The sequence below is a fragment of the Arthrobacter sp. 01N442 genome, from assembly GCF_056399345.1.
Window position 1 is genome coordinate 198137 of sequence record NZ_JBFTRD010000005.1, and the last position, 24404, is coordinate 222540.

The window sequence follows — 24404 nt, forward strand, 5'->3', positions numbered from 1 at the left end:
TTCGAGGGACGCCGGTCGCTGGCGTTAAGGTCGAGCCTAGATCCGGTACTCGATCAGGTATTCGGCCGGGTCGACGGCGGGTTTGGTCTCGCGCTGGGCGTCGCGGTGCCGCCAGGTGGCCGGCACGCCGGTCAGGATCGACTCTGCCGGGGCATCCTTGACCACCACGGCGTTGGCGCCGATCGCGCTGTCCCGGCCGATCGTGATGGGCCCCAGGACCTTGGCCCCCGCGCCGATCACGACGCGGTCCTCGATGGTGGGGTGGCGCTTGATCTTGGCCAGCGACCGGCCGCCGAGGGTGACACCATGGTAGACCATGACATCTTCGCCGATCTCGGCGGTCTCGCCGATGACGACTCCCATGCCGTGGTCGATGAAGAAGCGGCGGCCGATCGTGGCGCCGGGGTGGATCTCGATGCCGGTCAGGAATCGGGCCAGCTGGGAGATCAGCCGCGCTAGGAAGCGCAGCGATGGGTTCTGCCAAAGCCGGTGCGTCAGGCGGTGCGCCCAGATCGCGTGCAGGCCGGAGTAGGCAAAGAAGTTTTCGAAAGAACCCCGCGCCGCCGGATCGTGGGACCGGGCGGCGTCGAGGTCTTCCTTCAGCCTTGCGAAGAAGCTCACAAAGACCTTTCTACGAATTCTTGGGACAGGGCCTGAATTAGCCGCGGATGTCGTCGTACAGCACGGTGGAGATGTAGCGCTCCCCGAAGTCGCAAACGACGGCAACAATCAGCTTACCGGCGTTCTCCGGGCGCTTGGCGAGCTCGAGGGCTGCCCAGACGATCGCGCCGGAGGAGATGCCGCCGAGAATGCCCTCCTTGACGCCCAGATCGCGGGCTACACGGACGGAGTCCTCGAGGGTGGCGTCGATGACCTCGTCGTAGACGTTGGTGTCCAGGATGTCCGGCACGAAGTTCGCACCGAGGCCCTGGATCTTGTGCGGGCCCGGGGCGCCGCCGTTGAGGATGGGGGAGTCCTTGGGCTCGACGGCGATGATCTGCACGTCGGGCTTGCGCTCCTTCAGCACCTGTCCGACGCCGGTGACGGTTCCGCCGGTGCCGACTCCGGCGACGAAGATGTCCACCTTGCCGTCGGTGTCGGCCCAGACTTCCTCGGCCGTGGTCCGGCGGTGCACCTCGGGGTTCGCCTCGTTGGCGAACTGCTGCGCCCAGATGGAGTTCTCCGTGTTGGCGACAATCTCCTGGGCCTTTTCGACGGCTCCGCGCATGCCCTCGGAGCCCGGGGTCAGCACAATTTCGGCACCATAGGCGCGGAGCATGACGCGACGTTCCGTGGACATGGTCTCCGGCATGGTGAGGATGACCTTGTAACCGCGGGCAGCGCCGACCATGGCCAGGGCGATGCCCGTGTTGCCGGAGGTGCCCTCGACGATGGTTCCGCCGGGCTTCAGCGCACCGGACTTCTCGGCGGCGTCGATGATGGCGACGCCGATCCGGTCCTTGACGCTGTTGGCCGGGTTGTAGAACTCCAGCTTGACCGCAACGGTGGCGTCCAGGCCTTCACTCAGCCGGTTGAGGCGGACCAGCGGGGTGCCGCCGACCAGCTGGGTAACATCGTCATAGATCCGTGCCATGGGTAGGTATGCCTATCTGTGAGGAGGAATTCTAAGGTCAGCCTAACGAGGGCTTTCAGGCCCTAGCTAAGCATTAAGCCATGCAGAGTAATATTTCCTGGCCTTCGCCAGCTTGGGGTTGATGATCACCTGGCAGTAGCCCTGCTCGGGGTACTTCGCGTAGTAGTCCTGGTGGAAATCCTCGGCCACGTGGAAGACCGGCAGACGGCTGACCTCGGTGACGATCGGGTCGGACCAGAGCTCCTGGTTGCGGCCGATCGCTTCTTCGAAGAGGATCTTCTCTTCGGTGGTCTCGTAGAACATCGAGGACCGGTACTGGGTGCCGACGTCGTATCCCTGCCGGTTCAGTGTCGTCGGATCGTGCAGCGCGAAGAACATGTCGAGGATGACCTCGGCCGGGATCGCCTCCTCGTCGAAGGTCACCGCCACCACCTCCGCGTGACCGGTGGTTCCGGAGCAGACCGAGTAATAGTCGGGGTTGCGGTCGTGGCCTCCGGTGTAGCCCGAGACAACCGAGCTGACACCCTTGGTCTTCTGGTAGACGGCGTCGAGGCACCAGAAGCAGCCACCGCCGAGGACGAAAGTTCTCATGTCCTGTTCAATGGACGAACGGCCCGGATCATTCCCGAACCCGGCATTCCGGCCCTATCCGGGACTCCCGGCAGGGGTGGCGGAGACCGCGGATAGGGTAAAAATGAGGTTATGGAACCTGAGAACACCGACGTTTCAGCTGAGCCCGCCGACGCCATCAGCACCGGCGGGGCCGCCACGCTGGGCACGATCCTGCTGGCCGTCGAGGAGCTCTGGCCCGAATCCCTGGCGGAGGAATGGGATGAGGTGGGCCTCGTGGCCGGGCACCCGGCCGCAGAGGTGACCAAGATCCTCTTCGCCGTGGACCCCACCCTGGAAGTCATCGAGGAAGCCGTCGACTGGGGCGCCGAACTGCTGATCACGCACCACCCGCTGCTGCTCAGGGGAGTCACGTCCGTCGCCGCCAACACCCCCAAGGGCAAGGCAGTGCACCGGCTGATCGAGACCGGGACCGCGCTTCTGACGGTCCACACCAACGGTGATTCCGCCGTCGGTGGCGTCTCCGACGTGCTGGCCGACGCGCTGGGCCTGCAGGACGTGGTGCCGCTGACGCCGGCCGCGAACGGACTTCCCGAGGAGGGGATCGGCCGGGTGGGCGACCTTGCCGACGTCGAGACGCTGGGGGACTTTGCCGCGCGGGTGTTCGGCATCCTGCCGTCGGTGGCCGGCGGCGTCCGGGTTTCCGGCGACCGGGACGGCCTGGTGCGCCGGGTCGCCTTGTGCGGCGGTGCCGGCGACTCGCTGTTCGACCAGGTCCGGGCGAACCACGCGGACGTCTACCTGACCGCGGACCTGCGCCACCATCCGGCGTCGGAGGCCCGCGAGGCTGCCGTCAATGACCGGCCCTACCTGATCGATGTTTCGCACTTTGCCAGCGAGTGGCTCTGGCTGCCGGCGGCCGCCGACGCCTTGCGGAATGTGCTGGCGGACCAGGGCCACGACATCGAGATCCGGGTCAGCACCACCAACAGCGACCCCTGGGACTTCATTCTGACTCCCGGCTAAGCCTGGCGTGCGAGGGGCCCCGGGTGAGCGTAGCGAGCCCGGGGAGCATGCCAGGCGCTAGGGTGCGGTGCCCCCGGGGTGGGCGTAGCGATGCCGGGGAGCAGGCTAGGCGATAGAGTCTAGGGAGCGCCGGTACGGTGCCCGGCTCCGGCCGGTAAGTGAACAAGCGGAGGAAATAGTGGCCAAGGCAGCACCGGCGGAACAGTTGAAGTTGCTCGAATTGCAGGGACTGGACGCCAAGCTCAAGTCCCTCTCCAACCGCCGCCGCAGCCTTGAAAGCGACTCCCGGATCACGGACCTGGAGGCCGCCCTCAGCGTGGCCAACGGTGAACTCGGCGCCGCGAAGGTGGCGGTGCACGACGCCGAACTGGAACTCAAGCGCGCCGAGGCCGACGTCGAGCAGGTCGCCTCCCGGATCGAACGCGACGAGGCCAGGCTCAACAGCGGCACCGGGCTGTCCAAGGACCTCGTGGCCCTGCAGCGCGACATCGCCTCCCTGAACAAGCGCCGCTCCGACCTCGAAGACGTCGAACTCGAGGTCCTGGAGCGGCTGGACTCGCTGCGCCTGCGCCAGGCCACGCAGCAGCAGATCGTCGACGATATCCAAGGATCCTTTGGCACCATCCGTGCGGAACTGGACGAGCAGCTGGCGGAGGTGGCCGCCGAGACGACCGTGGTGCGCGGCCAGCGCGCCGAGTTCGCCGAGGGATTGGACGCGGGCATGCTCGCCGTCTACGAGAAGACGCTCGCCAAGCGCGGCGTCGGCGCGGCGCGGCTCTTCCACGGCACCTCCGAGGGCTCCGGCATGCAGCTGAGCCCCGGCGACCTCGCCGAGATCAAGGCCGCCGCCGAGGACGACATCGTCTTCTGCCCCGACTCCGGCTGCATCCTGGTCCGCTCGGCCGAGTGGGCCTAGGCCAGGTGACTGGCATTAGTTGTCGTTTTCGGCCCTGAAAACGACAACTACTGCGAGCTAGTTGGGCAGGATGAGGTTGAGGGTGTGCGGCTTCCGGGCCGTGCCCTGAACCAGCTCCGCAGGCCACTTCTCGGCCGCGGCTTGTCTCAGCTGTGCGGGCGTCTGCGGGGCCTTGCCGCGCCGGGTCAGCAGGTGCCGGGCAAGCTCCCCGCGGGTGTGCTTGGCGAAGTGGCTGACCACCTTGCGGACCCCGTTGACCTCGCTGAAGACGTTCACCGCCACGGTCTGCTCGGGCGGTGGAGCCCAGGCCGCGGCGTAGGTGCTCGAACGGCAGTCGACCAGCAGTTCGCCCTCCGAGACGGCGGCGAGGGCGGCAGTTAGCTGCGGTTTCCAGAACGAGGCCAGCCGCCCGACGTCGGGCAGCGCCGTACCCATCGACAGCCGGTACGCCGGCACCCGGTCGGCGAAGCGAATGGCGCCCCAGAGCGCCGAAATCACCAGCACGGAAGTGTCCGCCTTCTTCCGCTGCGCCGGGGTCAGCGAGCGGTAGCCGAGGGCGTCGTAAAGCACGCCGGAATACACCTGGTGCGCCGGTGCGGCCGGTTCCGCGTGCAGGCGGGTGTTGCGTTCGACGTCGGCCTTCAGCGAGGCTCCGACCCCCAGCAGCGCCAGAGCGTCCTCGTGGGCGCTGACGGTGCCGAGCGCCTCAAGCACTTTTGCCCGGTAAGCATTGAGGTCGGGGAAGCTGAGCGAGGCCGAGTCGACGGCATCGCCGCCGGTCGCGGGGGTTTTGCCTTCGGAAGGCGGCAACAGAATTAGCACCGTACGATCCTACCGGCGGACGTGCGGCCGACGCCGCGGGTTTTGACGCGGGGCTAGCGCCGGTGCCCGGTGTTGTCCAGGCCGACGAAATGCGACTGGCCAAGAGTCTTCGCCCGCTGGACGTCACGCCGCGCCCGCTCAGAGTCCGGGTCGCTGCCCAGCCGCGCGTGCTTCCGGCGGGTCAGGAGGTCACGCACGACGGTCGCGACAACCAGCACTCCGGCTCCGATGGCGAGCAGCAACAGTTCCATGCGCTCAGGCTACCTTGGACGGCGTCGCCGGGATAGGAGGCGCCACGGAGGCGGCAACCTGGCCGGGCGCCGACGCCGCGACAGGTGCGGAAGCGGGTGTCTGCGCCCGCGCGGCCTCCTGGGCGGACTTTGTCTCCCGTGCCAGGAATGCGGACAGCTCGCCGATGGTGCTCATTAGCGGCGCCGGGAAGACCACCGTGGAATTCTTGTCCACCGCGATCTCGACGAGGGACTGCAGGTTCCGCAGCTGCAGGGCCAGCGGGTGCGCCATCATCATGTCCGACGCTTCGCCGAGTGCCACCGCCGCGATGGATTCTCCCTCGGCCGCGATGATCTTGGCCCGCTTCTCCCGCTCGGCCTCCGCCTGCCGGGCCATGGCGCGCTTCATGCTTTCGGGAAGCTGGATGTCCTTCAGCTCGACGAGCGTGACTTCGACTCCCCACTCCAGGGTGAGCGCGTCCAGGATCTCGCGGATGTCGCTGTTGATATGTTCCGTTTCGGACAGGGTCTGGTCCAGGCTGTGCCGGCCGACCACTTTCCGGAGCGTCGTTTGGGCGATCTGGTTGATCGCCGCGGCCACGTTCTCAATCGCCACGACGGATTTCACGGCGTCGATGACCCGGTAATACGCGACGGCGGAAATGTCGACGCTGACGTTGTCCTGGGTGATGATGCCCTGGGACTGGATCGGCATGGTCACGATCCGCAGGCTGACCAGCTGGAGCCGGTCAATGACCGGGACGATGAACCGCAGCCCCGGCATCCGGACGCCGATGACCCTGCCCAGCCGGAACAGCACGCCCTGTTCGTACTGGCGCACGATCCGGATCGAGGCCCGGGCCAGGATGAGCACGAGCGCGGCGATGATCAGCCAAATGACGACGGCGGTGAAATCCATCCGAATCGCTTCCTTGCATGACGGGAGTGGCTGCTTTCATTCTCCCACCGGCGGGCCCAAAAGGCGCCGGTGCCCCAGCTGGCGGGGGAGACCGTAGAATAAACATCGGATGGGTTGACCAGGCGGCCGCGCGTCACGCAAGTGGCTCGAGGAACGTCCGGGCTCCGCAGGGCAGGGTGGTGGGTAACGCCCACTCGGGGTAACCCGCAGGCCAGTGCCACAGAGAATAGACCGCCTGCCTCCGGGCCGTGTTTGCACGGCCGGGGGAGCAGGTAAGGGTGAAACGGCGGTGTAAGAGACCACCAGCTTCCCGGGTGACCGGGAAGGCTAGGTAAACCCCACCCGGAGCAAGGCCAGACAGGACACGTTTGAGGGCTGCCCGCCCGAGTGTCCGGGTAGGCTGCTGGAGGGCGTCGGCAACGGCGTCCGTAGATGGATGGCCGCTACTCCCGTGCCGGTAACAGCGCGGGAGCACAGAACCCGGCGTATCGGTCAACCCATCCATTCACTTCGCGCCTTGAGGAACACGCCCGCGCGGAGCTGGCCAACACTATGCACTCAGTGTATAGATGGTGCTGTGAACAATTCCCTCACCCTGCTGGGCCTGCTGAGCCGCGAACCGAGCTACGGCTATGACCTCAAGCATTCGTACGACCGCTACTTTGGTGCCGAGAAGGCGCTTGCCTTCGGGCAGGTCTATTCCACGCTCGCCCGGATGGTCCGCGACGAGCTGATCCGGGCCCTGGGGGAAGAGACCGGCGGCGGTCCGGACCGCAAGAAATACGAGATTACGGTGGCGGGTCGCGACCGGGTCCGCGAATGGCTGTTCACTCCGGATGTTCCCTCGGGATCTTTGCAAAGCGAGCTCTTTGCCAAGACCGTGATCGCACTGCTGCTCGACGACGACGCCGACCAGCTGCTCGATGTGCAGCGCCGTGAACACATGGCCCGGATGCGGGAACTGACCCGGCTGAAGAAGGACGCGGACCTGCTGCGGGTGCTGATGTGCGACCACGGGCTGTTCCACATAGAGGCCGATCTGCGCTGGATCGACCTCACCAGCGCCCGCCTGACCCAACTCAAGAAGGAGCTCCAGAGCGCATGAGTACCCACGCCAACGCTGCACCGATCCTCAGCGCCCAGGGACTGCACCACTCCTTCGGGCAGACCGAAGCCTTGCGCCCGGGCACTTGTGACCGCCCCTGCCGTGTTGTTCGCGGACGAACCCACCGGTGCGCTGGATTCCCTCGCAGCAGAGAACGTACTGACCTTGATGCTAGAACTTGTCCGCGAAGCTGGGACCACGGTGGTGATGATCACCCACGACGCCCGCACCGCCGCGTATGCGGACCGGGAAGTCATCGTCCGCGACGGTGCCATCGGCGCCGGCTACCGGGTATCCGCGTGAATCCCGGGCTGTTCAAGCTGGCCGTCGTCGGCAGCCGGTCCGCGTACGGCAGGCTCGCCGGCATCGCTGCAGGGGTCGCCGTCGGAGTGTGCCTGTTGTTGCTGCTGTGGGGCGGCGCCAACGGCCTGAGCGCACGTGATGACCGCGGTGCCTGGCTGCGCGAAACCGGACTCCCGTCCGTCTCCGCCCCTCCCGCGGAGGACCCGACCGCTTCCGGCCCCGGGACGCCGGTGCCGCTGACCCCGGGCACGGCGCTCATGGAAGCCAACCCGGTGGAGGTCTTCCGAGACCGGCTGATCAACCGCCGCGATTTCGCCGCCCTGGATTCGACTACCGTCAAGATCCCCGGGATCGGCGCCCCGCCGGTGCCGGGTCAGTACTATGCCTCGCCGGCGCTGCAGCGTCTGATCGAGTCAACGCCTCGGAATGAGCTTGGCGACCGTTTCGGGTCGTTTGCCGGGACGATTGACAATGCTGCGCTGCCCGGACCGGATTCCCTGATCGTCGTCGCGGGAGCAACGGAGGCCGAACTCCGCCAGAACGGGCCAACTTTTCTCGTGTCAGACTTCACGACCAACCCTTACGGTGGCAGCGCAGCCGCCTATAACACGGTGCTGTCCATCGGGGCCATTGCGGTGTTCTTTCCCGTACTGCTGCTGATCAGCATTGTTACCGGACTCGGGGCGGCCCAGCGCAGGGAACGTTTCGCGACCCTCCGGCTTATTGGTGCGTCCCCTCGGGTCATCTCCCGAATCGCCGCGGTCGAAACAGCCGTCCCCAGCCTGGTCGGGGCAGTTCTCGGCGTCGGGCTGGCCGTCCTGCTGAGACCTGCTGCTGCACAGATCCCAGTCAACGGCAGCAGGATGTTCGCGGCCGATCTGGCCACGGGCTGGGCCGCGGACGCCGTCGTCGTTGGAGTGGTCGTCGCAGCATCGGCACTCGTCGCCGCGCAACGCACGGCCCGTGCCGGCATTGGCCCGCTCGGCGTGACGAGGGCAGTGCCGGAAAAGACACCCTCCAACTGGCGGACCGTGCCCTTGCTGGCTGGACTGGCCGCCATGACCACGGCCGTACTCATGATCCGGGTCCTGGAGGTGCGGCTGCCGTGGCTGGAATCACCACTCCTTATCGTCGGCTTTCTGCTGATCCTCGTCGGCATCGTTGTCATCGGCCCCTGGCTGACCCGTCTCGTGAGCCGGATCGGGCTGCGGCAGGCGCGGAGCGCGGCGGCAGTCATTGCCGCCAGCCGGATCCACAAAACCCCGGTGGCGACCTTCCGTTCCGTCTCCGGGCTCGTGATCGCCGTGTTCGTCGTCTCCGTCTTCGCCGGAGCATCCAGCATCATCAAGTCCGCTGAGGCGCCTCCGACCAGGCCCGGTCTGCTGCAACCCACCAGCCTCCACGCCAACGTTGGGGCCGGGCACACTCCGGCCCAGGTCGAGGCGGCCGCCCGCCACGCCAGGGAACTGCCCGGAATCAGGAGCGCAACCGTTGGCTATGGCCCGGCAGTCCTCTCAGAAAGGGATGCCAGCCCCGAAATCTATCTTCGCGCCGCGGACGCCCCCGGCCTGGGATTCGATGACATCCCAGCAACAGAGATAGTCACGGTTGATATGTCGTTCCTATACTCCTGGACAACGCAACCGCTGGCACTGACCCCCGCTCCCGCTGCCGCCAACGTGGACGGAATGGTGCCGGTGGTGATGGTGCTCGGCACTGACGGGACGCCCGAGGCCATGGATCGCGCCCGGACACTCTTGAATACTTCAGGTGTTACAGCACATCCCGCCAATTCCTCCTTGGACGCAGGACTACAATCAAGCACCCGCCTGATCCAGGGCCTTGCCGTGCTCGCCTACCTTGGCATGTTCGTGGCAATCGCCATCGCCGGCCTGTCCCTGTCCGTCGCCACCGCCTCCGCGATCTTGGACCGCAAGAGAGTGCTCGGCCTGATGCGGCTGATGGGAATGCCGGAGTCCGTCCTGCGCCGGATCATCATCCGTGAGGCAGCCGTCCCCCTCCTGACCGTCCTGCTGCTCTCCGTGGGGCTCGGATTCCTCGTGGCGTGGCTCATGGTGACCTTCATCGACGGCACGTACCGCATGTCTTGGCCTGCGCCGTCGTACTTCGCCGCCCTGGGCCTCAGCCTGCTGCTGGCACTCGCAGCCGTCGCCGCGATGGCCGGTCTGGTCCGCGGCCAGACCGGACTGACGGCCACCCGATTCGAATGACGCGGCCTGGCTCGCCACAGGAAAGCAAAAAGGGGGCCGGCACCGTTCGGTGCCAGCCCCCTTTGTCCACGACGTAGGTTTCGGATCAGGCCTTGGCCTTCCGCTTCACCCAGCCCCACGCTGCCGTCGCGACAAACAGGACCAGGCCGATGACGGCCAGCCAGAGCAGGCCCTTAACGACGAAGCCCAGGATCGAAAGAATGAGCCAGATGACAAGTAGTGCAACTATGAGTCCCATCCGGACATCCTACGTCACCGGGTCGGCCGTGCCCCGCAGGCGTGTGAGTGATTTCACGCTGCCCCCGGCCTCAGGGGTGGGGCCGCCGCTTTAGAATGGATAGCGAACGTAGATGTTCTGCCACCGGGTCTGCGTTCGCAGCCGGTGGCTTTTTCTTTGCGCTCCATGCAGGCGCGCGGGGTGGACCGAGTCCCCGCCGCGTTCAGGTTCCGGAGACCCGCCGGCAGCCGACAGCCGCATACGACGACGTATGTGGTGGATTTTAGGAAGGTAGTTCTGTGAGCCAGACGTCAGATTCTTGTCTTGATACGTGGATGGGCCGGGAGGCGCTCGCCGAGGCCATGATTCCGGTAATCGGCCGGCTGTACCGCGAAAACAACGTGGTGACGTCCATCCACGGCCGGAGCCTGATCAACAAGTCCACCATGAACATCCTGAAGGCGCACCGCTTTGCCCGCCGGATGAGCAAGGAAGAACTGCGCCTCGAAGAGACCGCGCCCCTGCTTGACGCCCTCACCAAGCTCGACCTCGGCGCGGCAGCGATCGACATTGCCCGCCTGACCGAAAAGTACCGCGCCGAAGGCGAAGGCGTCAGCCTGGACGAGTTCCTGCGCAACGAACTGGCCGAAGTTGTCGGCAAGCGCGGCGGCGACGACCGCACCAGCACCGACGTCGTCCTCTACGGCTTCGGCCGCATCGGCCGGCTCCTGGCCCGCCTCCTGATCGAGAAGGCCGGCGGCGGGCACGGCCTGCGGCTGCGCGCGATCGTGGTGCGCCGCGGCTCCGACAACGACCTCACCAAGCGCGCCAGCCTGCTGCGCCGCGACTCGGTGCACGGCTCCTTCGAAGGCACCATCAAGGTGGACCTCGAAAACGACACCATCACCGCCAACGGCGTCCAGATCCAGGTCATCTACTCGGACAACCCTGCCACGGTCGACTACACCGCTTACGGCATCCACGACGCTCTGGTCGTCGACAACACCGGCCGCTGGCGCGACGCCGAGGGCCTGTCCCAGCACCTGCAGAGCAAGGGCGTTTCCCGCGTCCTGCTCACCGCGCCCGGCAAGGGCGAGCTGAAGAACATCGTGCACGGCATCAACCACGCCACGATCACGGATTCGGACAAGATCGTCTCGGCGGCGTCCTGCACCACGAACGCCATCACCCCGGTGCTGAAGGCGATCAACGACCGCTACGGCGTGGTGCACGGCCACGTCGAGACGGTCCACTCCTTCACCAACGACCAGAACCTGATCGACAACTTCCACAAGGGCGACCGCCGCGGCCGCTCCGCCGCGCTGAACATGGTCATCACCGAGACCGGCGCCGCCAAGGCCGTCGCCAAGGCGCTGCCGGAACTCCTCGGCAAGCTCACCGGCAGCTCCATCCGCGTCCCCACCCCGGACGTCTCCCTGGCCATCCTGAACCTCAGCCTGGAAAACGGCACCACCAAGGACGAGGTCAACGATTACCTGCGGGAAATGTCGCTGCACTCCGAACTGCGCAAGCAGGTCGATTACATCGATTCGCCCGAGGTTGTCTCAACAGACTTCGTCGGCTCCCGCCGCGCCGGCATCGTCGATGGCCTGGCCACCATCTCCAACGACAAGAACCTGGTGCTCTACGTCTGGTACGACAACGAGTTCGGCTACAGCTGCCAGGTGGTCCGCGTGATGGAGGAAATGGCTGGCGTCAACCCGCCGTCATTCCCGGCCAAAGACGCGGCCGCGACCCTCGAAGCTGCCGGCCTGCCGGTCGAGGTCGGCTAGCCCCTCTTTGGACCTTCCCGGCCGGTCCGCTGGAATCGGCCGGGAAAGGGAACCACAATGGAGCCATGGAACAGAACTCGGCTGTGGAGCACGAAACCACTCTGGAACACGCCCTCGACGTAGCCCGGCGCAACGCCAAGGAAGCCAAGCGCCTCCTCGACGACGCCCGTGCCAAACGCGAGGCCGGCGAGATCGACGATGCGCGGGTCAGCCAGTTGGAAGAGCTGCTGAACCTCGCCGAGGAGGACCTCCGGCGGGTCACCAAGGAACAGTGACCGCCGGGCGCTGAGCCTCCGGCGCCCCTGCGGACGCCTGCCCCGGGGGCAGCGACCTGTCCTGCACACTGTGGACAAGCGGGCCGCCGTCGGCGCCCCTGCCTAGGCTGAAGGGGTGCACCAGACCTCGCCCTCGCCGATACCGCCGTGACCACCTCTTGGCGCGATTACCGGCGCGCCCGGCGCCGGTCCCGCCAGGCCTGGGCCCTGCTGGCCGCTGCGGTGCTGGCACTGCTAACGGGCGTCGCCTGGTTCTTCACCGCCGGCCAGTTTGCTCTGGGGGAGCCGCGGATTACGGGCCCCACCGAAGCTCCGGTGCTGGCGGCAGGCTGGATGAAGATGGTCCCGGCGGTGCGGCCGGTGCCGCCCGGACGAGCCGCGGACGTCCTGGCGTCGCTCCCGGTGAAGGGCCGCGCGGCCAGTGGCAACTATGACCGCAGCGCCTTCGGCCAGGCATGGCTCGACGTCGACCGCAACGGCTGCGACACGCGCAACGACATTCTCCGCCGCGACCTGGCCGGCGCCAGGTTCACCAAGGGCTCCCGCTGCCGGATCGGGTCCGGGACCTTCCAGGAGCCCTACACCGGGCGCACGGTTGACTTCCGGCGCGGCGCGGATTCCAGCAAAGCCGTGCAGATCGACCACGTCGTGGCCCTGGGCGACGCCTGGCAGACGGGCGCCCAGCAGCTGAGCCCGCTCTTGCGCCAGCACCTCGCCAACGATCCGCTGAACCTGATCGCCGTGGACGGCCAGGCCAACCAGGACAAGAGTGCGTCCGACGCTGCGAGCTGGCTCCCGCCCAACAAGGCGTTCCGCTGCCACTACGTCGCTCGGCAAATCTCGGTGAAGGCCGCCTACGCGCTGTGGGTGACAGCGGCCGAGAAGAACGCGATGGAACGGGTTCTCGGTGCCTGCCCGGAGCAGCAGAGCATCGTGCCGCGCTGATGTCTGCGCTGTTGTCTGCGCCGTCGGGAGCGGAGCGATTCCTGGCTCATTGACACCCGACACTGCCAGGTCTAGGACTGGAATCGTCAGCTACGGCCCACCACTCGAGGAGCAGAAATGGCCTACGGAGTTGTGCACTTTTTCCCGGGGGGAACCAAGGAACAATACGAGGCGTCCATTGCCGCGGTTCATCCCGGCGAAGGCCGCCTGCCGGAGGGGCAGGTCTTTCATGCCGGCGGCGCATCGGCCGGTGGGTGGACCATCATGGCGGTCCACGACTCCCAGGAGAGCTGGGAGAAATTCCGTGACGGCATCCTGATGCCCAAAATGCAGGCCGGCATCGAGGGCGGCTTCACGTCCCCGCCTGAAGAGACCGTCATCGAGCTCTACAAGGTGATGCCCTAGGAAACAGGCCGTCCAGCAGTCAGGTGAGCACGGAGACCACGCACCAGCCGGCCACGAGCAGACCCACGACCAGCATCGGGACGTTCCACTCCGACACGACCGTGCGCTCGGCCGAACTCTGGCCGGGGCCGCCGGCTGCGCCCGGCTGCCGGGCATCCTGCCAGGCCCGGACAATCGCATCCCGGGCCCCCGGCGTCGTAGCCTGGCTCATGCGCTCGTTGGATGGCAGCATCCCGAAGGGGCGCTGTTTCCAGTCCCGCGCCTGTTCGAATCCCGACCCAAAGGCGCTGGGCGGCGTCGGGGCACCCCAGCTGACGTATTTCCTGCCGGCTGCCCTCACCGTGACGGTGTAGCGGACCTCGACGTCGTCCACCGCGGCAAACGGGATCCGGTGCCGCCGCAGGCCGTTGACCACGTCAAACCCGTCGGACCCCACGACCAGCCGCGGCTGCCACTGCGTCAGGTAGACCAGCAGCGACGCGGCCGCGAGCCACGGCGCAGCCGCCGCGGCAGCCCCGCCCCTGCCGGCGAGCAGCAGCCAGCCGACGGCCGCAGCGCTGCCTCCCCAGACGAGGAGCGATACCACCCGGCCGGATGGTTCCTTGAAGGTGCGCGGCCTCGGTCTTGAGCGTGTTTCGGTTTCCCCCATGCGGCCCATCATGCCAGCGGAAGGCAGGTTTCCCGGCTAGGCCCGGGAGGCTTGTTCCGCGAGTTCTGCCTCGAGCCGTTCGACGTCGGGCCGGTGGCACAGCTCGGTGGCGCGCGTGGTGACCGTCGCGCTGCCGGCAGCGACCGCCGAACGGAACGCTTCGGCCAGCGTGCGCCCCTGCGCCAGCCGGAGCACGAAGGCTGCCAGGAAACTGTCGCCGGCGCCGACCGTGCTCTGCACCCGGACCTGCGGCACGGCCAGACGGAGCGTGCCGCTCTGGGACGCCAGGACCGCTCCCTGGCCGCCCAGGGTCAGCGCGACATGCTCGGCGGATCCGTCGGCCACCAGCGCCATGGCCGCGTCGAGCTCGCTTTGCTCGGTCTCCAGGGTGATGCCGAAATGCAGGCCGAGCTCCCGCCGGCTCGGTTTGACCAGGAAGACCCCCTCCGACAAGGCGGCGGCCAGGGCCGGCCCGGATGCGTCGACCACGCAGCGCGCATTCTGCTCGCGCGCGAGCCGGGCCACCTCGGCGTAGAAGTTGTCCGGTACACCGGGGGGCAGGCTGCCGCTGGCCACCACGTACCCGCCCGGCTGGATGGAATCCGCCACGAGCGCCAGGCACAGCCGCCACTCGGGTTCACTCAGCTCGGGCCCCTGCAGGACAAAGCGGAACTGCTTGCCGGTGGAGGTCTCGTCGACCGTGAAGTCCTGCCGGGTGCTGCCCTGGATTGGAACCACCAGGGTGGGGAGCCGCTCCGCTTCGATCAGTCTGCGGTAAGCCTCACCCGTGGGGCCGCCCGCCGTGTAGATGGCCAGGGGTCGTCCGCCGAGCCGTTGGACCACCCGGGCCACGTTCACGCCGCCGCCGCCCGGATCCAAGCGGCTGGGCCCGCAACGGAGCTTATGCCCGCTGGTGACCACCCCGGTGGTGGTGCTGATGTCCAGGGCTGGGTTCACGGTGACCGTGAGGATGGGCTGCGCCGGCTTGGTGGCTTCCATGGGGCCAAGCATAAGAGCACGGCGTTCGCCCTGTCCCCGGGCCGGGATCCCCTTGTGGGCCGTGGGGCGCTCCGCGAGAATGGGCGCGGCAGGACAGGAGGCTGGGATTCAGCCGCCACGACCGGGCGGGAAGCATGGCACATCGCAAGGGAAACGCGGGTAAGGGAAATGCGGGCAAGGGCAGCGCCGGCAGGGAGCCCGCGCGCCATAAGGACAACCCGGGGGAGAAGCCGGGGCAGCCTCGCCGGCTGCCGCTTGGCATCTACACGGCGGAACTGACGCGGCTTCAAGCGGAGCTGGTTGCGCTACAGGAATGGGTCCAAAGCACGGGAGCGCGGGTGCTGGTGATCTTCGAAGGTCGCGACGCCGCCGGCAAGGGCAGCGCCATCAAGCGCGTCACCGAATACCTGAATCCCCGTGTTGCCCGGATTGTGGCGCTGCCGGCGCCGACCGAACGGGAGCGCGGTGAATGGTACTTCCAGCGCTACGTGCAGCACCTGCCGGCGGCCGGGGAAATCGTGCTGATGGACCGCTCCTGGTACAACCGCGCCGGCGTCGAACGGGTGATGGGATTCTGCACGCCCGCGGAACACAAACGCTTCATGTCCCAGTGCCCGGTTTTTGAACGGCTGCTGATCCAGGACGGCATCCTGCTTTTCAAATACTGGTTCTCGATCAGCCACGCTGAGCAGGAACGGCGTTTCAGGTCCAGGCTGGAAGACCCGCTGCGGCAATGGAAGCTCTCGCCGATGGACCGCGAGGCGATCCTGCGGTGGGAGGACTACTCGCGGGCCAAGGACGACATGTTCATGCAGACGGATACCGCCGAATCCCCGTGGTTTGTGGTGGAGGCGGAGGACAAACGCCGGGCCCGGATCAACATGATTGCCCATTTGCTCTCCAGCATCGACTACACCGAAGTCAGGACGGAGCCGGTAACACTCCCGCAGAGGCCGCGCGCCGTCAACTACACCCGGCCGCCGCGGGACCTCTTCCGCTACGTCCCCGACCACGCCGCCCAGCTGCAGAAGTCGAACGGCGAGTAGGCCGGCGGCCCTGATGGGTCCTTATCCGGCGGCGGCGGAAATTTCTCACTTCTGCGACCGACGGCCGGCGCGTCGCGCCAAACCGCCGGGGGATTTCCTGTGCGTCGGGTCAAAGGTGGGGAAAGTTCGTCGCGACGCTGGCCGCGTCGACGCCGAGCGTGGGCCCGCCGGGGCGCTAGTGCCCGAAGGGATCCGGGTCCACGCCCGGCATCCACGTCAGCCCGGGCACGCCCCAGCCGCTCTTCTTGGCCTGCTTCATCGCCTTGCGGGAGTACCGGTCGATCAGCCGGTTGACGTACAGCTTGCCGTCAAGGTGGTCGTATTCGTGCTGCATGACCCGGGAGAACCAGCCCGTCGCCTCAAACTCGATCTGGTTGCCGTCGCCGTCGAAGCCCTGCACCCGGGCCCATTCGGCCCGTTTGAGCGGGTAATGACCGCCCGGGAAGGACAGGCAGCCTTCCTCTTCCTCGTCGGGGTCGGGCAGCGCGCCGGAGACTTTGGAGAGGGTCAGCACCGGGTTGACGACGACGCCGGACGGCGGGGCGCCGTCGTCGTTCTCGTACTTGTACACGAACAAGCGCTTGCCCACGCCGACCTGGGGCGCGGCAAGGCCGACGCCGTTTGCGGCGTCGTTGGTCTCGAACATGTCCGCGATCAGCGTGCGCAGTTCGTCGTCGAAGACCTCGACCTCGGCGGCCCGGCGGTGCAGAACGGGTTCGCCCCAGATGGTGATGGGAAGGACTGTCATGTCGAAAGAGTTCCTTTGGTGCTGTGGGTTGTGGGCCGGACCGTCAGTCGGCGATGGTGCGGCCGACGACGTCGCGCATGATTTCGTTCGTGCCGCCGAAGATCGTGAGCAGGCGAGCCGCGAGGTAGGCCTGCGCCACCGGGTACTCCAGGATGTAGCCGTAGCCGCCGTGCAGCTGCAGGCACCTGTCGGTGACGGACTTGGCCCGTTCGGAGGCCCAGAGCTTGGCCCGTGCTGCCGAAGCGGCGTCGAGTTCCCCTGCGTTGAAGGCCTGGATGGCCCGGTCGACGTAGGTTTCGGTGACCTCGACCTCGGTGAGGATGTCGGCGAGCTCGAAGCGGCTGTTTTGGAAGTCGATGATCCGTTCGCCGAAGGCGTTGCGGTCCTTCGTGTAGTTGACCGTCGCTTCATAAACGGCGCGGACGACGGCGGAGCTCGCCACGGCGATCGCGAGCCGGCCCTGGGGGAGTTGCTCGGCGGCGTACTGCAGGCCCTTGCCCTCCTCGCCGACGAGGTCAGCGTGCGGCACCCGGACGTTGTCGAAGAACAGCTCCGCCGTGTCGGAGGCCTTCAGCCCCATCTTGTCCAGCTGCTTGCCGGTGTTGTACCCCTCGGTCTTGCGCACCATGAACAGCGAGAAGGAGTCGCGGCCGCCGCGGCCGGTGCCGCCATCGGTGCGGGCAAGGACAAGGGAGGCGTCCCCGGAGATGCCGTTGCCGATGAAGGTCTTCTGGCCGGTGATCAGCCAGTCGTCGCCGTCCCGCACGGCCTTGGTGCGGATGCCGCGCAGGTCCGACCCCGCCCCGGGCTCTGTCCAGGCAACCGAGGTGACCGTTTCCCCGGAGACCATGCCGGGGAGCCAGCGCGATTTGAGATCGTCCGAGCCGTAGGCCAGCAGGTGGGGGAGGACCATGTCGTCGTGCAGGTGGAAGGCCAGGCCGACGGCAAGGTGGTTGCTCTTGGCGAATTCTTCGTCCAGGACCGCCCGGAAGCGGTAGTCGGCCATGCCCATGCCGCCGAACTCCTCGGGGACGGCGAGTCCCAGCAGGCCCTGTTCGCCGGCCGCGGTCCACAGTGCGCGGGGCATGATGTGGTCCTGGTCCCACTGGGCGTAGTGCGGGGCGACGGCCCGGTTGTTGAACTCCGCTGCCACTTCACGGAACATCTCGTGGTCTTCTTCAAAGAGCTGGCGCTTCATGAGGTTCCTTCCGTGCACGGACGACGCTGGGCAAGTTCTGGGCAGTCATTTTCTGGACAGACAACAAAGGCCGCACCGGATAACCGGTGCGGCCTTTGGCAAGGTCGGACAATTCTGCCGTCCTTGGTGAGGGTGAGCGACGGGGGTTGAACCCGCGACCTCCTGGACCACAACCAGGCGCTCTGCCAACTGAGCTACGCCCACCATGTGCCCCGCCGTGCCGTCCGGCGAACCGGCTGGCTGGAAAGGCAACGACAAATAGCTTACCTGCTCTTTGGGGGTGGTTTTGCCACTTTTCCCGAATTCGCCGAAATTTTCCCCAAACGTGGTGGAGATTACTCCGCCGGGGCTTCCTGCGGTGCGGCGGCAGGGACTTCCTGCGGTGCCATGATCGACTTCGCGATCCGCTGGGCGGTGGCGCTGTCCGGCCCGGGGGCCGGCACGAAGACCGCCTCCCGGTAGTAGCGCAGCTCGTCGATGGAATCCTTGATGTCGCCCAGGGCGCGGTGGCCGCCGAGCTTGGCGGGGGACTGGAAGTATGCCCGGGCGTACCAGCGCCGAGAGAGTTCCTTGATGGTGCTGACATCGATCACGCGGTAGTGCAGGTGTTCCACGAGCTCGGGCATGTCGCGGACCAGGAACACACGGTCGGTGCCGACCGAGTTGCCGCCCAGCGGGGCCTTCTTCGGGTCCGGGACCCACTTCTTGATGTACTCGAGCACCAGGGCCTGCGCTTCAGCCATGGTCTTGCCATCGGGGAGCTCCGCAAGCAGGCCGGACCGGGTGTGCATGTCGCGCACGAAGTCGTTCATTTGGGCCAGCGCGGCGTCGTCGGGTTTGATCACGACGTCGACGCCGTCGCCGAGGATGTTCAGTTCCGAGTCCGTCACCAGGGCCGCCACTTCGATGAGGGCGTCGTTCTTGGAGTCCAGGCCGGTCATTTCGCAGTCGATCCACACGATGCGTTCGTTAGTTATAGGCACCCGCCCAGCCTACCGTTCCGCCGCCGCTGAGCGGTCCGGTGCTAGGATTTCGGGTACGCGGCCGTCGAAGATTTTCGTCATCGCGGCCTGCCCCATGGCCGGATTACCGGCCGGCTGCGGGCCAACCAAGCCCCACAAGAGATTGGACGATCCTGAGATGACGGCGCCTGTACCTGCGGCGGGGGAAACGGCTGCCGGTACGTCCCGCACCTCCCCGAAGGCAGTTGTTGCTGATGTGGACAACGCCCGCTCGCCGATCCTGTCGGGCTTCCTGGGCTCAATGTTCATGGCGGTCGGTTCGCTAGGCGTTGGCTGGCTCGCCCCGGTCTCCGAACTGCGGCGCCTGCCTTTGTTCATCTGGATGCGGACCGAGGCCGTCGGTGTCGGGCTGAGCATCGTCCTGTTGGCCGTGGGCGGCATGCTGCTGGTCCGCGCCTGGCTCCGGCTCGGCCAGCGCGTGCGCACCTGGGGCCCCGGCGCCCGCAAGGCAACGTTGACGGCCGTGGCGGCGTGGGGTCTGCCGATGATGTTCTCCGTCCCCTTGTTCAGCCGCGACGTTTACGCCTACATCGGCCAGGGCCGACTCATGGTGGAGGGGTTCAACCCCTACGAGAACGGCATCTCGGCGCTGTCGAACTACTTCCAGTTGGGCGCGGACAAGATGTGGACCGAGGCGCCGGTACCGTACGGGCAGCTGTTCCTTTGGATCGAACAGTTTGTTGTCTGGTCCACGAACGTCCACCCGGAGGCCAGCGTCATGCTGTTCCGGCTCGCGGCTCTGGTCGGCATTGTGCTCTGCGTGATCTACGTACCCAAGCTGGCTGAGCTCCACGGCGTCAATCCGCACCGCGCCCTCTGGCTCACCGCCGCCAACCCACTGTTCCTGACCAACTTCATCGCCAGCGTGCACAACGATGCCCTGATGATCGGCCTGGCCCTCGCCGGCCTCTACTACTGCGCCACCAAACGCGTGCCGCTTGGCCTGGTCCTGGTCACGCTCTCCATCTCGGTCAAACCCATCACGATCGTGTTCCTGCCGTTCATCGGCCTGCTGTGGGCAGGCAAGAATGCCGGCTGGCCGCGCAAGTTCATCTTCTGGGCCCTGACCGCCGGCATCAGCCTGGGTCTGCTTTATGCGATGAGCCTGGTCAACGGCTTTGGCTTCGGCTGGATCAACGGGCTATCCGCCCCCGGCAGCATCTGGATCTGGTATGCGCCGGTAGGCTTGCTCGGGCTCATTGTCGCCTCGATCTTCAACGCCTTCAGCCTGGACGGCTGGGGGATGGCCAAGTGGGCGTACGACGCCGGGAAGCTGCTTGCGCTAGGCATTGTCGGCTGGCAGATCTTCCGCGGCGATTTCGACCGCCTGATGCGGCGCCTCACCCTGGCGTTCGCCGCCGTCGTCTTCCTGGCCCCGATGATCCAGTCCTGGTACGTCGTCTGGCTCATCCCGCTCTTTGCGGTCACCGGCATCCGGGACGACTGGCAGGTCAAGGCTCTGTACTTCATGGTGTCCTTCTTCATGGTCTACGCCATCTCGGACCAGCTGGAAGTCTTCCCCTACCTGCAGACCGACGACCTGGGCCTCGCGCTCGCCCTGGCGCGCAACGCCGCCGCGATCATCGCCCTGCTGTTCGCCCTGTACCTGATCTTCCTTGATCCGAAAACCAAGCAGCTGTTCAGCAAGCCGTCGGAGCCGGTAACCACCCGGCCCGTCATCTGAGCGTCGCAGCCACCTGCCCCAGCGTCGGAAGGAATGCCATGTCCATGATCAAAAGCCCCGAAGAGATCGCCCTGATGCGCGAGGCCGGGCGGGTGGTGGCGAACGCGCTGGCGCAGGTCCGTGAGGCTGCCGCCGTCGGCGTGTCCCTCAAGGATCTCGACGCCGTGGCCGCGCAGGTGATGGCAGAGTCAGACGCCACGCCGGCGTTCCTGAACTACCACCCCCGCTGGGCCTCCGTCCCCTTCCCGGGCGTGATCTGCACGTCCGTCAACGACGCCGTGGTGCACGGCATCCCCAACGACTACCGGCTCGCGGACGGCGACCTGCTCAGCGTGGACTGCGGCGCTTTCCTTGCCGGCTGGTGCGGGGACGCGGCCGTTAGCTTCATCGTGGGCACGGCGGACCCGGTGGACCAGGCACTCATCGACGCTACCGATGAGGCGCTAGCCCGCGGCATTGAGGCGGCGCGGATCGGCAACAAAATGGGAGATGTGGCCTACGCGATCGGCGGCGCCGCACGCCGGGCCGGTTACGGGCTGCTCGCCGACCACGGCGGCCACGGCATTGGCCGGACCATGCACGCCGAACCGCCCGTGCCCAATCACGGGCGGCCGGGCCGGGGCCTCAAACTGACCGAAGGACTGGTCATCGCGATCGAACCCATGCTGATCCTCGGCGGCGACGACGACTACTACCACGACGACGACGAGTGGACCCTCCGTTCGGCCAACGGGCGCCGCGCAGCCCACAGCGAACACACCGTGGCGATCACCGCAGACGGGCCGGTCATCCTGACCCTGCCCTAGGGCCGGTAGGTGGCGAAGACCGAACGATCGGCGCAGGCCGCCGGGGTGTCAGCGGGATTTCAGCGGTTTCGTGTGCCCTGGACGGCGAGCCGGGCGCGCTGGCGGTGCGTGGCGAGCCGCAACTGAACGATGCGGGCCGCCCCGGCGATGGCGACCAGCACGCCGCCGCCCACCGCTGCGATGAAGAGAGCGACGCCGAGCGGGACGGACCCTTCGAGGCCGAAGAACTTCACCTGGACATAGACCTGGTTCTGCAGGATGAAGACGATCAGCAGGATCAGCACCACCAGCGCGCTGGCCACGGCGGTCCACACCATGCCTGCCCGGGTGACCCGGCGGGGTTCGTCTATGGCCGCCGTCGGTGCCGGGGTCCCGGCGCGGGGAGCTTCTTGGCGCGGTTCGGCTGTCTGGCCAACCGGGGTTGTCTCAACAGGGGCTCTTTCAACCGGGGCTCCGGTATCAACGGCGGCGCTGTTTCCCGCGGCGCCAGCCGGGTAGCCCCCGACGTCTCCGGACGGGGCCTCCGACGGCCTGGGGTACTGCGCGGGCGGGGCGTCGTGGGCATCGTGGGGAGCCATGCGGTCGCTGGGATCGAATCTGTCGGGAGTCTGGGTCATGGCGGCCGTACCTTTCGGTTGCGGGCGGATTGCCCAGGCATTCCCTGGCGCCCCGCGTCTCACCTCAATACTAAGCGTGCTGATGGTCTGGGGGTATGCAGCCTGGGGGTGCGTTCCTGCCCGGTCCGCTTGGCGCTTGCGGGAGGCTACGGGCTGTTGGCACCGGAGGGCCGACGGTATAGCGTCACAGCCAAAGGGGGACGCCCGGAGCGGGCGGTTCAGGCGAGGAGGCATAGCCGTGACGATCGTCGACAACGCCGTCTACGTGGACGGGTACCGGACCGCGGACCCGGATGACCTGGACGAGACGTACTTCCTGCTGCGGCAGCGCCAGGGGATGGCCTGGATCGGGCTGTACCGTCCGGACGCCGAGGAGCTCCGCTCGGTGGCCGAAGAGTTTGACCTGAACCATCTTGCGGTGGAGGACGCGCTCGCCGGCCACCAGCGTGCCAAGCTCGAACACTACGGCGAGACCACCTTCCTGGTGCTGCGGCCGGCGCGCTACCTGGACGAAGTGGAAAAGGTCCAGTTCGGCGAGATCCACATATTCACTGGCCCCGACTTCGTGGTCACCGTCCGCCGGGCGGAGTCACCGGACCTCGCCCGGGTGCGCCGCAGGATGGAATCCCAGCCGGACTTCCTGGCGCTGGGGCCGGACGCCGTGCTGTACGCCATCCTTGACCAGGTGGTCGATGAGTACGAACCTGTGGCCGCCGGCCTGGAGAACGACGTCGACGAGATCGAAGATGAGCTTTTCGCCGCCGATCCGGGAGTTTCCCGCCGGATCTACGAACTCTCGCGGCAGGTGATCATGTTCCAGCGTGCGACGGCCCCGTTGACCGGCATCCTTCAGGCGCTCCGGGCCGGGCTCCCGAACCGGGTGCCCGGGCCGGAACTGCAGGACCACTTCCGCGATGTGCTGGATCACGTGCTGCGCCTGAGTGAACGGATCGCAGCCTTCCGCGCCCTGCTCCAGAACGCGCTCGCGGTCAACGCCGCACTCGTCGCCCAGCGGCAGAACGACGAAATGCGGCTCCTCACGGAATCGAGCATTGCCCAGAACGAGCAGACCAAGCGGATCTCGTCCTGGGCGGCCATTCTCTTCGCGCCCACGCTGATCGCGTCCATCTACGGCATGAACTTCCGCCTCATCCCGGAGCTTGACTGGGTATTCGGCTACCCCATGGCGCTGGGGCTGATGCTGGTGATGGGAGTGGCGCTCTACCTGACCTTCAGGCACAACAAATGGATTTGAAGGGGCCGGGTTGGCGGTTGTTGGCCTCGTCGGTGCGAGGCGGGAAAGGTGCGGCCCTGGGCGGCGGATGATCCGCGACCAGGGCCGCACGTTGCGCCCCAGGAGGGAATCGAACCCCCGACCGGCGGATTAGAAGGCCGCTGCTCTATCCCCTGAGCTACTGGGGCACGTTCGGCGTGCCGGCCGGCTGATGCCGGGGACGCCTCAAGAAGTTTACAGTGCCCCGCGCGCGCCGCCAGTCAAGGAGAGCCCGTGCCTGCTGGCCGGCCGGGTTTTCCACATAGCGGAAACCCGCACTGACAGCCAGGACACCCGGGCGCGAAGCTGGAACTGCCCGCTGGAGCGGGACCAATCGAGACAGCGCTTATTCAAGGCAGCGCTTCTTCAGGACAGACCCTCTTCGAAACAGGGACAATTCCCAGACAGGACAGACCAATGAACGACAGCATCACGGTCCGCGGCTTCGTTGCTTCGGAGATCAGGAGTTCGACGACGCCGGGCGGCGTCGCCACCGCTTCCTTCCGGTTGGGCTCGACGGAGCGGCGCTTTGACCGCTCCGCGAACGCCTGGGTGGACGGAAATACCAACTGGTTCACGGTGCAGGGCTACCGCCAGCTGGCCGGAAACATGGGCTGCAGCATCAAGAAGGGCCAGCGGGTCATCATCGTCGGCCGGCTCAAGATGCGCAGCTGGGAAAAGGATGGCCGCGTCTATCACGTGGCGGAGATCGACGCCGAGTCCGTTGGCCACGACCTGATGTGGGGCTCTGCCAATTTCACGCGCACTGCCGCTAATGGCCCGGTCCCCGGTCACGACGGCGCCGTGCCGCACGGAGCGGACGCCGGGCAGGACGCCCCGGACGACGCCGACCGCGACATGGATGCCGGGGCGGACGACGCCGACGCTGCGGGAACAGACGATGACGAGCAGGACTTTGATGCAGAGACCGGCGAACTGAAAGGGGCCGCCGCCTGAGTCCGGCGGATTGAGGCCGCGAGACCGCGTGGCTGAGACCACATGGCAGAATTG

The 24404-nt window shown here is 67.0% G+C and carries 27 protein-coding genes, 2 tRNA genes and 1 other RNA gene; 15 read left to right on the forward strand and 15 right to left on the reverse strand.

The genetic code is table 11. The annotated features are described in order from the left end of the window. Positions 1-36: 36 nt before the first annotated feature. The 3 genes from epsC to msrA form a co-directional block, all read right to left on the reverse strand. Complete coding sequence (gene epsC, locus AC1DNC_RS12160; protein WP_476862791.1) at positions 37-621, reverse strand: serine O-acetyltransferase EpsC; 585 nt, start codon at positions 619-621, stop codon at positions 37-39. Between the two features lie 37 nt (positions 622-658). Further along, positions 659-1594, reverse strand: a complete 936-nt coding sequence (gene cysK / locus AC1DNC_RS12165) for a cysteine synthase A (RefSeq protein WP_476862792.1) — start codon at positions 1592-1594, stop codon at positions 659-661. Between the two features lie 66 nt (positions 1595-1660). Then, the gene (msrA, locus tag AC1DNC_RS12170; RefSeq protein ID WP_476862793.1) at positions 1661-2185 is read right to left on the reverse strand and encodes a peptide-methionine (S)-S-oxide reductase MsrA; all 525 of its coding nucleotides are present in this window, start codon (positions 2183-2185) and stop codon (positions 1661-1663) included. Between the two features lie 111 nt (positions 2186-2296). Between msrA and AC1DNC_RS12175 the strand changes: the two genes are divergently transcribed. After that, positions 2297-3190 carry a Nif3-like dinuclear metal center hexameric protein gene (locus tag AC1DNC_RS12175; RefSeq protein WP_476862794.1) on the forward strand — a complete coding sequence of 298 codons (894 nt, stop codon included), beginning with the start codon at positions 2297-2299 and terminating at the stop codon, positions 3188-3190. Positions 3191-3368: 178 nt separating this feature from the next. Further along, complete coding sequence (locus AC1DNC_RS12180) at positions 3369-4106, forward strand: zinc ribbon domain-containing protein (RefSeq protein WP_476862795.1); 738 nt, start codon at positions 3369-3371, stop codon at positions 4104-4106. Positions 4107-4163: 57 nt separating this feature from the next. Here AC1DNC_RS12180 and AC1DNC_RS12185 read toward each other — a convergent pair whose 3' ends face one another. The 3 genes from AC1DNC_RS12185 to AC1DNC_RS12195 are packed head-to-tail and all read right to left on the reverse strand — an operon-like array spanning position 4164 to position 6077. Continuing rightward, a complete protein-coding gene (locus AC1DNC_RS12185) occupies positions 4164-4928 on the reverse strand; it encodes a YaaA family protein (RefSeq protein ID WP_476862796.1) in 765 nt (254 codons plus the stop codon). A 53-nt stretch (positions 4929-4981) separates the two neighbouring features. Beyond that, a complete protein-coding gene (locus tag AC1DNC_RS12190) occupies positions 4982-5179 on the reverse strand; it encodes a hypothetical protein (RefSeq protein ID WP_476862797.1) in 198 nt (65 codons plus the stop codon). Between the two features lie 4 nt (positions 5180-5183). Further along, a complete protein-coding gene (locus AC1DNC_RS12195) occupies positions 5184-6077 on the reverse strand; it encodes a slipin family protein (RefSeq protein WP_476862798.1) in 894 nt (297 codons plus the stop codon). Between the two features lie 110 nt (positions 6078-6187). Between AC1DNC_RS12195 and rnpB the strand changes: the two genes are divergently transcribed. The 4 genes from rnpB to AC1DNC_RS12215 all read left to right on the forward strand — a co-directional run bounded on the left by rnpB (position 6188) and on the right by AC1DNC_RS12215 (position 9716). Further along, positions 6188-6581: RNase P RNA component class A (gene rnpB, locus AC1DNC_RS12200), an RNA gene on the forward strand. 73 nt (positions 6582-6654) lie between these two features. Further along, a complete protein-coding gene (locus tag AC1DNC_RS12205) occupies positions 6655-7182 on the forward strand; it encodes a PadR family transcriptional regulator (RefSeq protein WP_476862799.1) in 528 nt (175 codons plus the stop codon). Positions 7183-7269: 87 nt separating this feature from the next. Continuing rightward, on the forward strand, positions 7270-7485 hold the full coding sequence (locus tag AC1DNC_RS12210; RefSeq protein ID WP_476862800.1) for a hypothetical protein: 216 nt from the start codon (positions 7270-7272) through the stop codon (positions 7483-7485). Then, positions 7482-9716, forward strand: coding sequence for an FtsX-like permease family protein (locus tag AC1DNC_RS12215; protein ID WP_476862801.1), 2235 nt, complete (start codon positions 7482-7484; stop codon positions 9714-9716). The genes AC1DNC_RS12210 and AC1DNC_RS12215 overlap by 4 nt, the downstream gene beginning before the upstream one ends. Before the next feature lie 85 nt (positions 9717-9801). Here AC1DNC_RS12215 and AC1DNC_RS12220 read toward each other — a convergent pair whose 3' ends face one another. Next, the gene (locus AC1DNC_RS12220) at positions 9802-9954 is read right to left on the reverse strand and encodes a hypothetical protein (protein ID WP_175320881.1); all 153 of its coding nucleotides are present in this window, start codon (positions 9952-9954) and stop codon (positions 9802-9804) included. A 278-nt stretch (positions 9955-10232) separates the two neighbouring features. Here AC1DNC_RS12220 and AC1DNC_RS12225 point away from each other — a divergent pair, with 278 nt between their 5' ends. The 4 genes from AC1DNC_RS12225 (at position 10233) to AC1DNC_RS12240 (ending at position 13351) form a co-directional block, all read left to right on the forward strand. Next, positions 10233-11726 carry a glyceraldehyde-3-phosphate dehydrogenase gene (locus AC1DNC_RS12225; RefSeq protein WP_476862802.1) on the forward strand — a complete coding sequence of 498 codons (1494 nt, stop codon included), beginning with the start codon at positions 10233-10235 and terminating at the stop codon, positions 11724-11726. A gap of 65 nt (positions 11727-11791) precedes the next feature. Further along, on the forward strand, positions 11792-12001 hold the full coding sequence (locus tag AC1DNC_RS12230) for a hypothetical protein (protein WP_476862803.1): 210 nt from the start codon (positions 11792-11794) through the stop codon (positions 11999-12001). A 147-nt stretch (positions 12002-12148) separates the two neighbouring features. Continuing rightward, positions 12149-12946, forward strand: coding sequence for an HNH endonuclease family protein (locus tag AC1DNC_RS12235; RefSeq protein WP_476862804.1), 798 nt, complete (start codon positions 12149-12151; stop codon positions 12944-12946). 117 nt (positions 12947-13063) lie between these two features. After that, on the forward strand, positions 13064-13351 hold the full coding sequence (locus AC1DNC_RS12240) for a hypothetical protein (protein WP_441417537.1): 288 nt from the start codon (positions 13064-13066) through the stop codon (positions 13349-13351). 19 nt (positions 13352-13370) lie between these two features. Here AC1DNC_RS12240 and AC1DNC_RS12245 read toward each other — a convergent pair whose 3' ends face one another. Beyond that, positions 13371-13937, reverse strand: coding sequence for a hypothetical protein (locus AC1DNC_RS12245; protein ID WP_476862805.1), 567 nt, complete (start codon positions 13935-13937; stop codon positions 13371-13373). 99 nt (positions 13938-14036) lie between these two features. Then, complete coding sequence (locus AC1DNC_RS12250; protein ID WP_476862806.1) at positions 14037-14999, reverse strand: 1-phosphofructokinase family hexose kinase; 963 nt, start codon at positions 14997-14999, stop codon at positions 14037-14039. A 134-nt stretch (positions 15000-15133) separates the two neighbouring features. On the opposite strand from AC1DNC_RS12250, the gene ppk2 reads away from it, so the two are divergent. Further along, the gene (ppk2, locus tag AC1DNC_RS12255) at positions 15134-16045 is read left to right on the forward strand and encodes a polyphosphate kinase 2 (RefSeq protein ID WP_476862807.1); all 912 of its coding nucleotides are present in this window, start codon (positions 15134-15136) and stop codon (positions 16043-16045) included. Positions 16046-16220: 175 nt separating this feature from the next. Here the strand turns inward: ppk2 and def are convergent, their stop codons facing one another. The 4 genes from def to orn all read right to left on the reverse strand — a co-directional run bounded on the left by def (position 16221) and on the right by orn (position 18974). Then, a complete protein-coding gene (gene def / locus AC1DNC_RS12260) occupies positions 16221-16793 on the reverse strand; it encodes a peptide deformylase (RefSeq protein ID WP_476862808.1) in 573 nt (190 codons plus the stop codon). A 43-nt stretch (positions 16794-16836) separates the two neighbouring features. Next, the gene (locus AC1DNC_RS12265) at positions 16837-17991 is read right to left on the reverse strand and encodes an acyl-CoA dehydrogenase family protein (protein ID WP_476862809.1); all 1155 of its coding nucleotides are present in this window, start codon (positions 17989-17991) and stop codon (positions 16837-16839) included. A gap of 131 nt (positions 17992-18122) precedes the next feature. Then, positions 18123-18195 (reverse strand) — tRNA-His (locus AC1DNC_RS12270). Between the two features lie 131 nt (positions 18196-18326). Continuing rightward, positions 18327-18974: an oligoribonuclease gene (gene orn, locus AC1DNC_RS12275; RefSeq protein WP_476862810.1), complete on the reverse strand. Its 648-nt coding sequence runs from the start codon at positions 18972-18974 to the stop codon at positions 18327-18329. Positions 18975-19131: 157 nt separating this feature from the next. Here orn and mptB point away from each other — a divergent pair, with 157 nt between their 5' ends. Further along, the gene (mptB, locus tag AC1DNC_RS12280) at positions 19132-20697 is read left to right on the forward strand and encodes a polyprenol phosphomannose-dependent alpha 1,6 mannosyltransferase MptB (RefSeq protein ID WP_476862811.1); all 1566 of its coding nucleotides are present in this window, start codon (positions 19132-19134) and stop codon (positions 20695-20697) included. A 38-nt stretch (positions 20698-20735) separates the two neighbouring features. Further along, complete coding sequence (map, locus tag AC1DNC_RS12285; RefSeq protein WP_476862812.1) at positions 20736-21503, forward strand: type I methionyl aminopeptidase; 768 nt, start codon at positions 20736-20738, stop codon at positions 21501-21503. A 59-nt stretch (positions 21504-21562) separates the two neighbouring features. On the opposite strand, the gene AC1DNC_RS12290 is transcribed toward map, so the two are convergent. Continuing rightward, positions 21563-22120, reverse strand: coding sequence for a LapA family protein (locus AC1DNC_RS12290; protein ID WP_476862813.1), 558 nt, complete (start codon positions 22118-22120; stop codon positions 21563-21565). A gap of 238 nt (positions 22121-22358) precedes the next feature. Between AC1DNC_RS12290 and AC1DNC_RS12295 the strand changes: the two genes are divergently transcribed. Beyond that, the gene (locus AC1DNC_RS12295) at positions 22359-23375 is read left to right on the forward strand and encodes a magnesium and cobalt transport protein CorA (protein ID WP_476862814.1); all 1017 of its coding nucleotides are present in this window, start codon (positions 22359-22361) and stop codon (positions 23373-23375) included. A 94-nt stretch (positions 23376-23469) separates the two neighbouring features. On the opposite strand, the gene AC1DNC_RS12300 is transcribed toward AC1DNC_RS12295, so the two are convergent. Beyond that, positions 23470-23542, reverse strand: a tRNA-Arg gene (locus AC1DNC_RS12300). Positions 23543-23810: 268 nt separating this feature from the next. Here AC1DNC_RS12300 and AC1DNC_RS12305 point away from each other — a divergent pair. Then, positions 23811-24350, forward strand: a complete 540-nt coding sequence (locus tag AC1DNC_RS12305; protein ID WP_476862815.1) for a single-stranded DNA-binding protein — start codon at positions 23811-23813, stop codon at positions 24348-24350. The last annotated feature ends 54 nt before the right edge of the window (positions 24351-24404 follow it).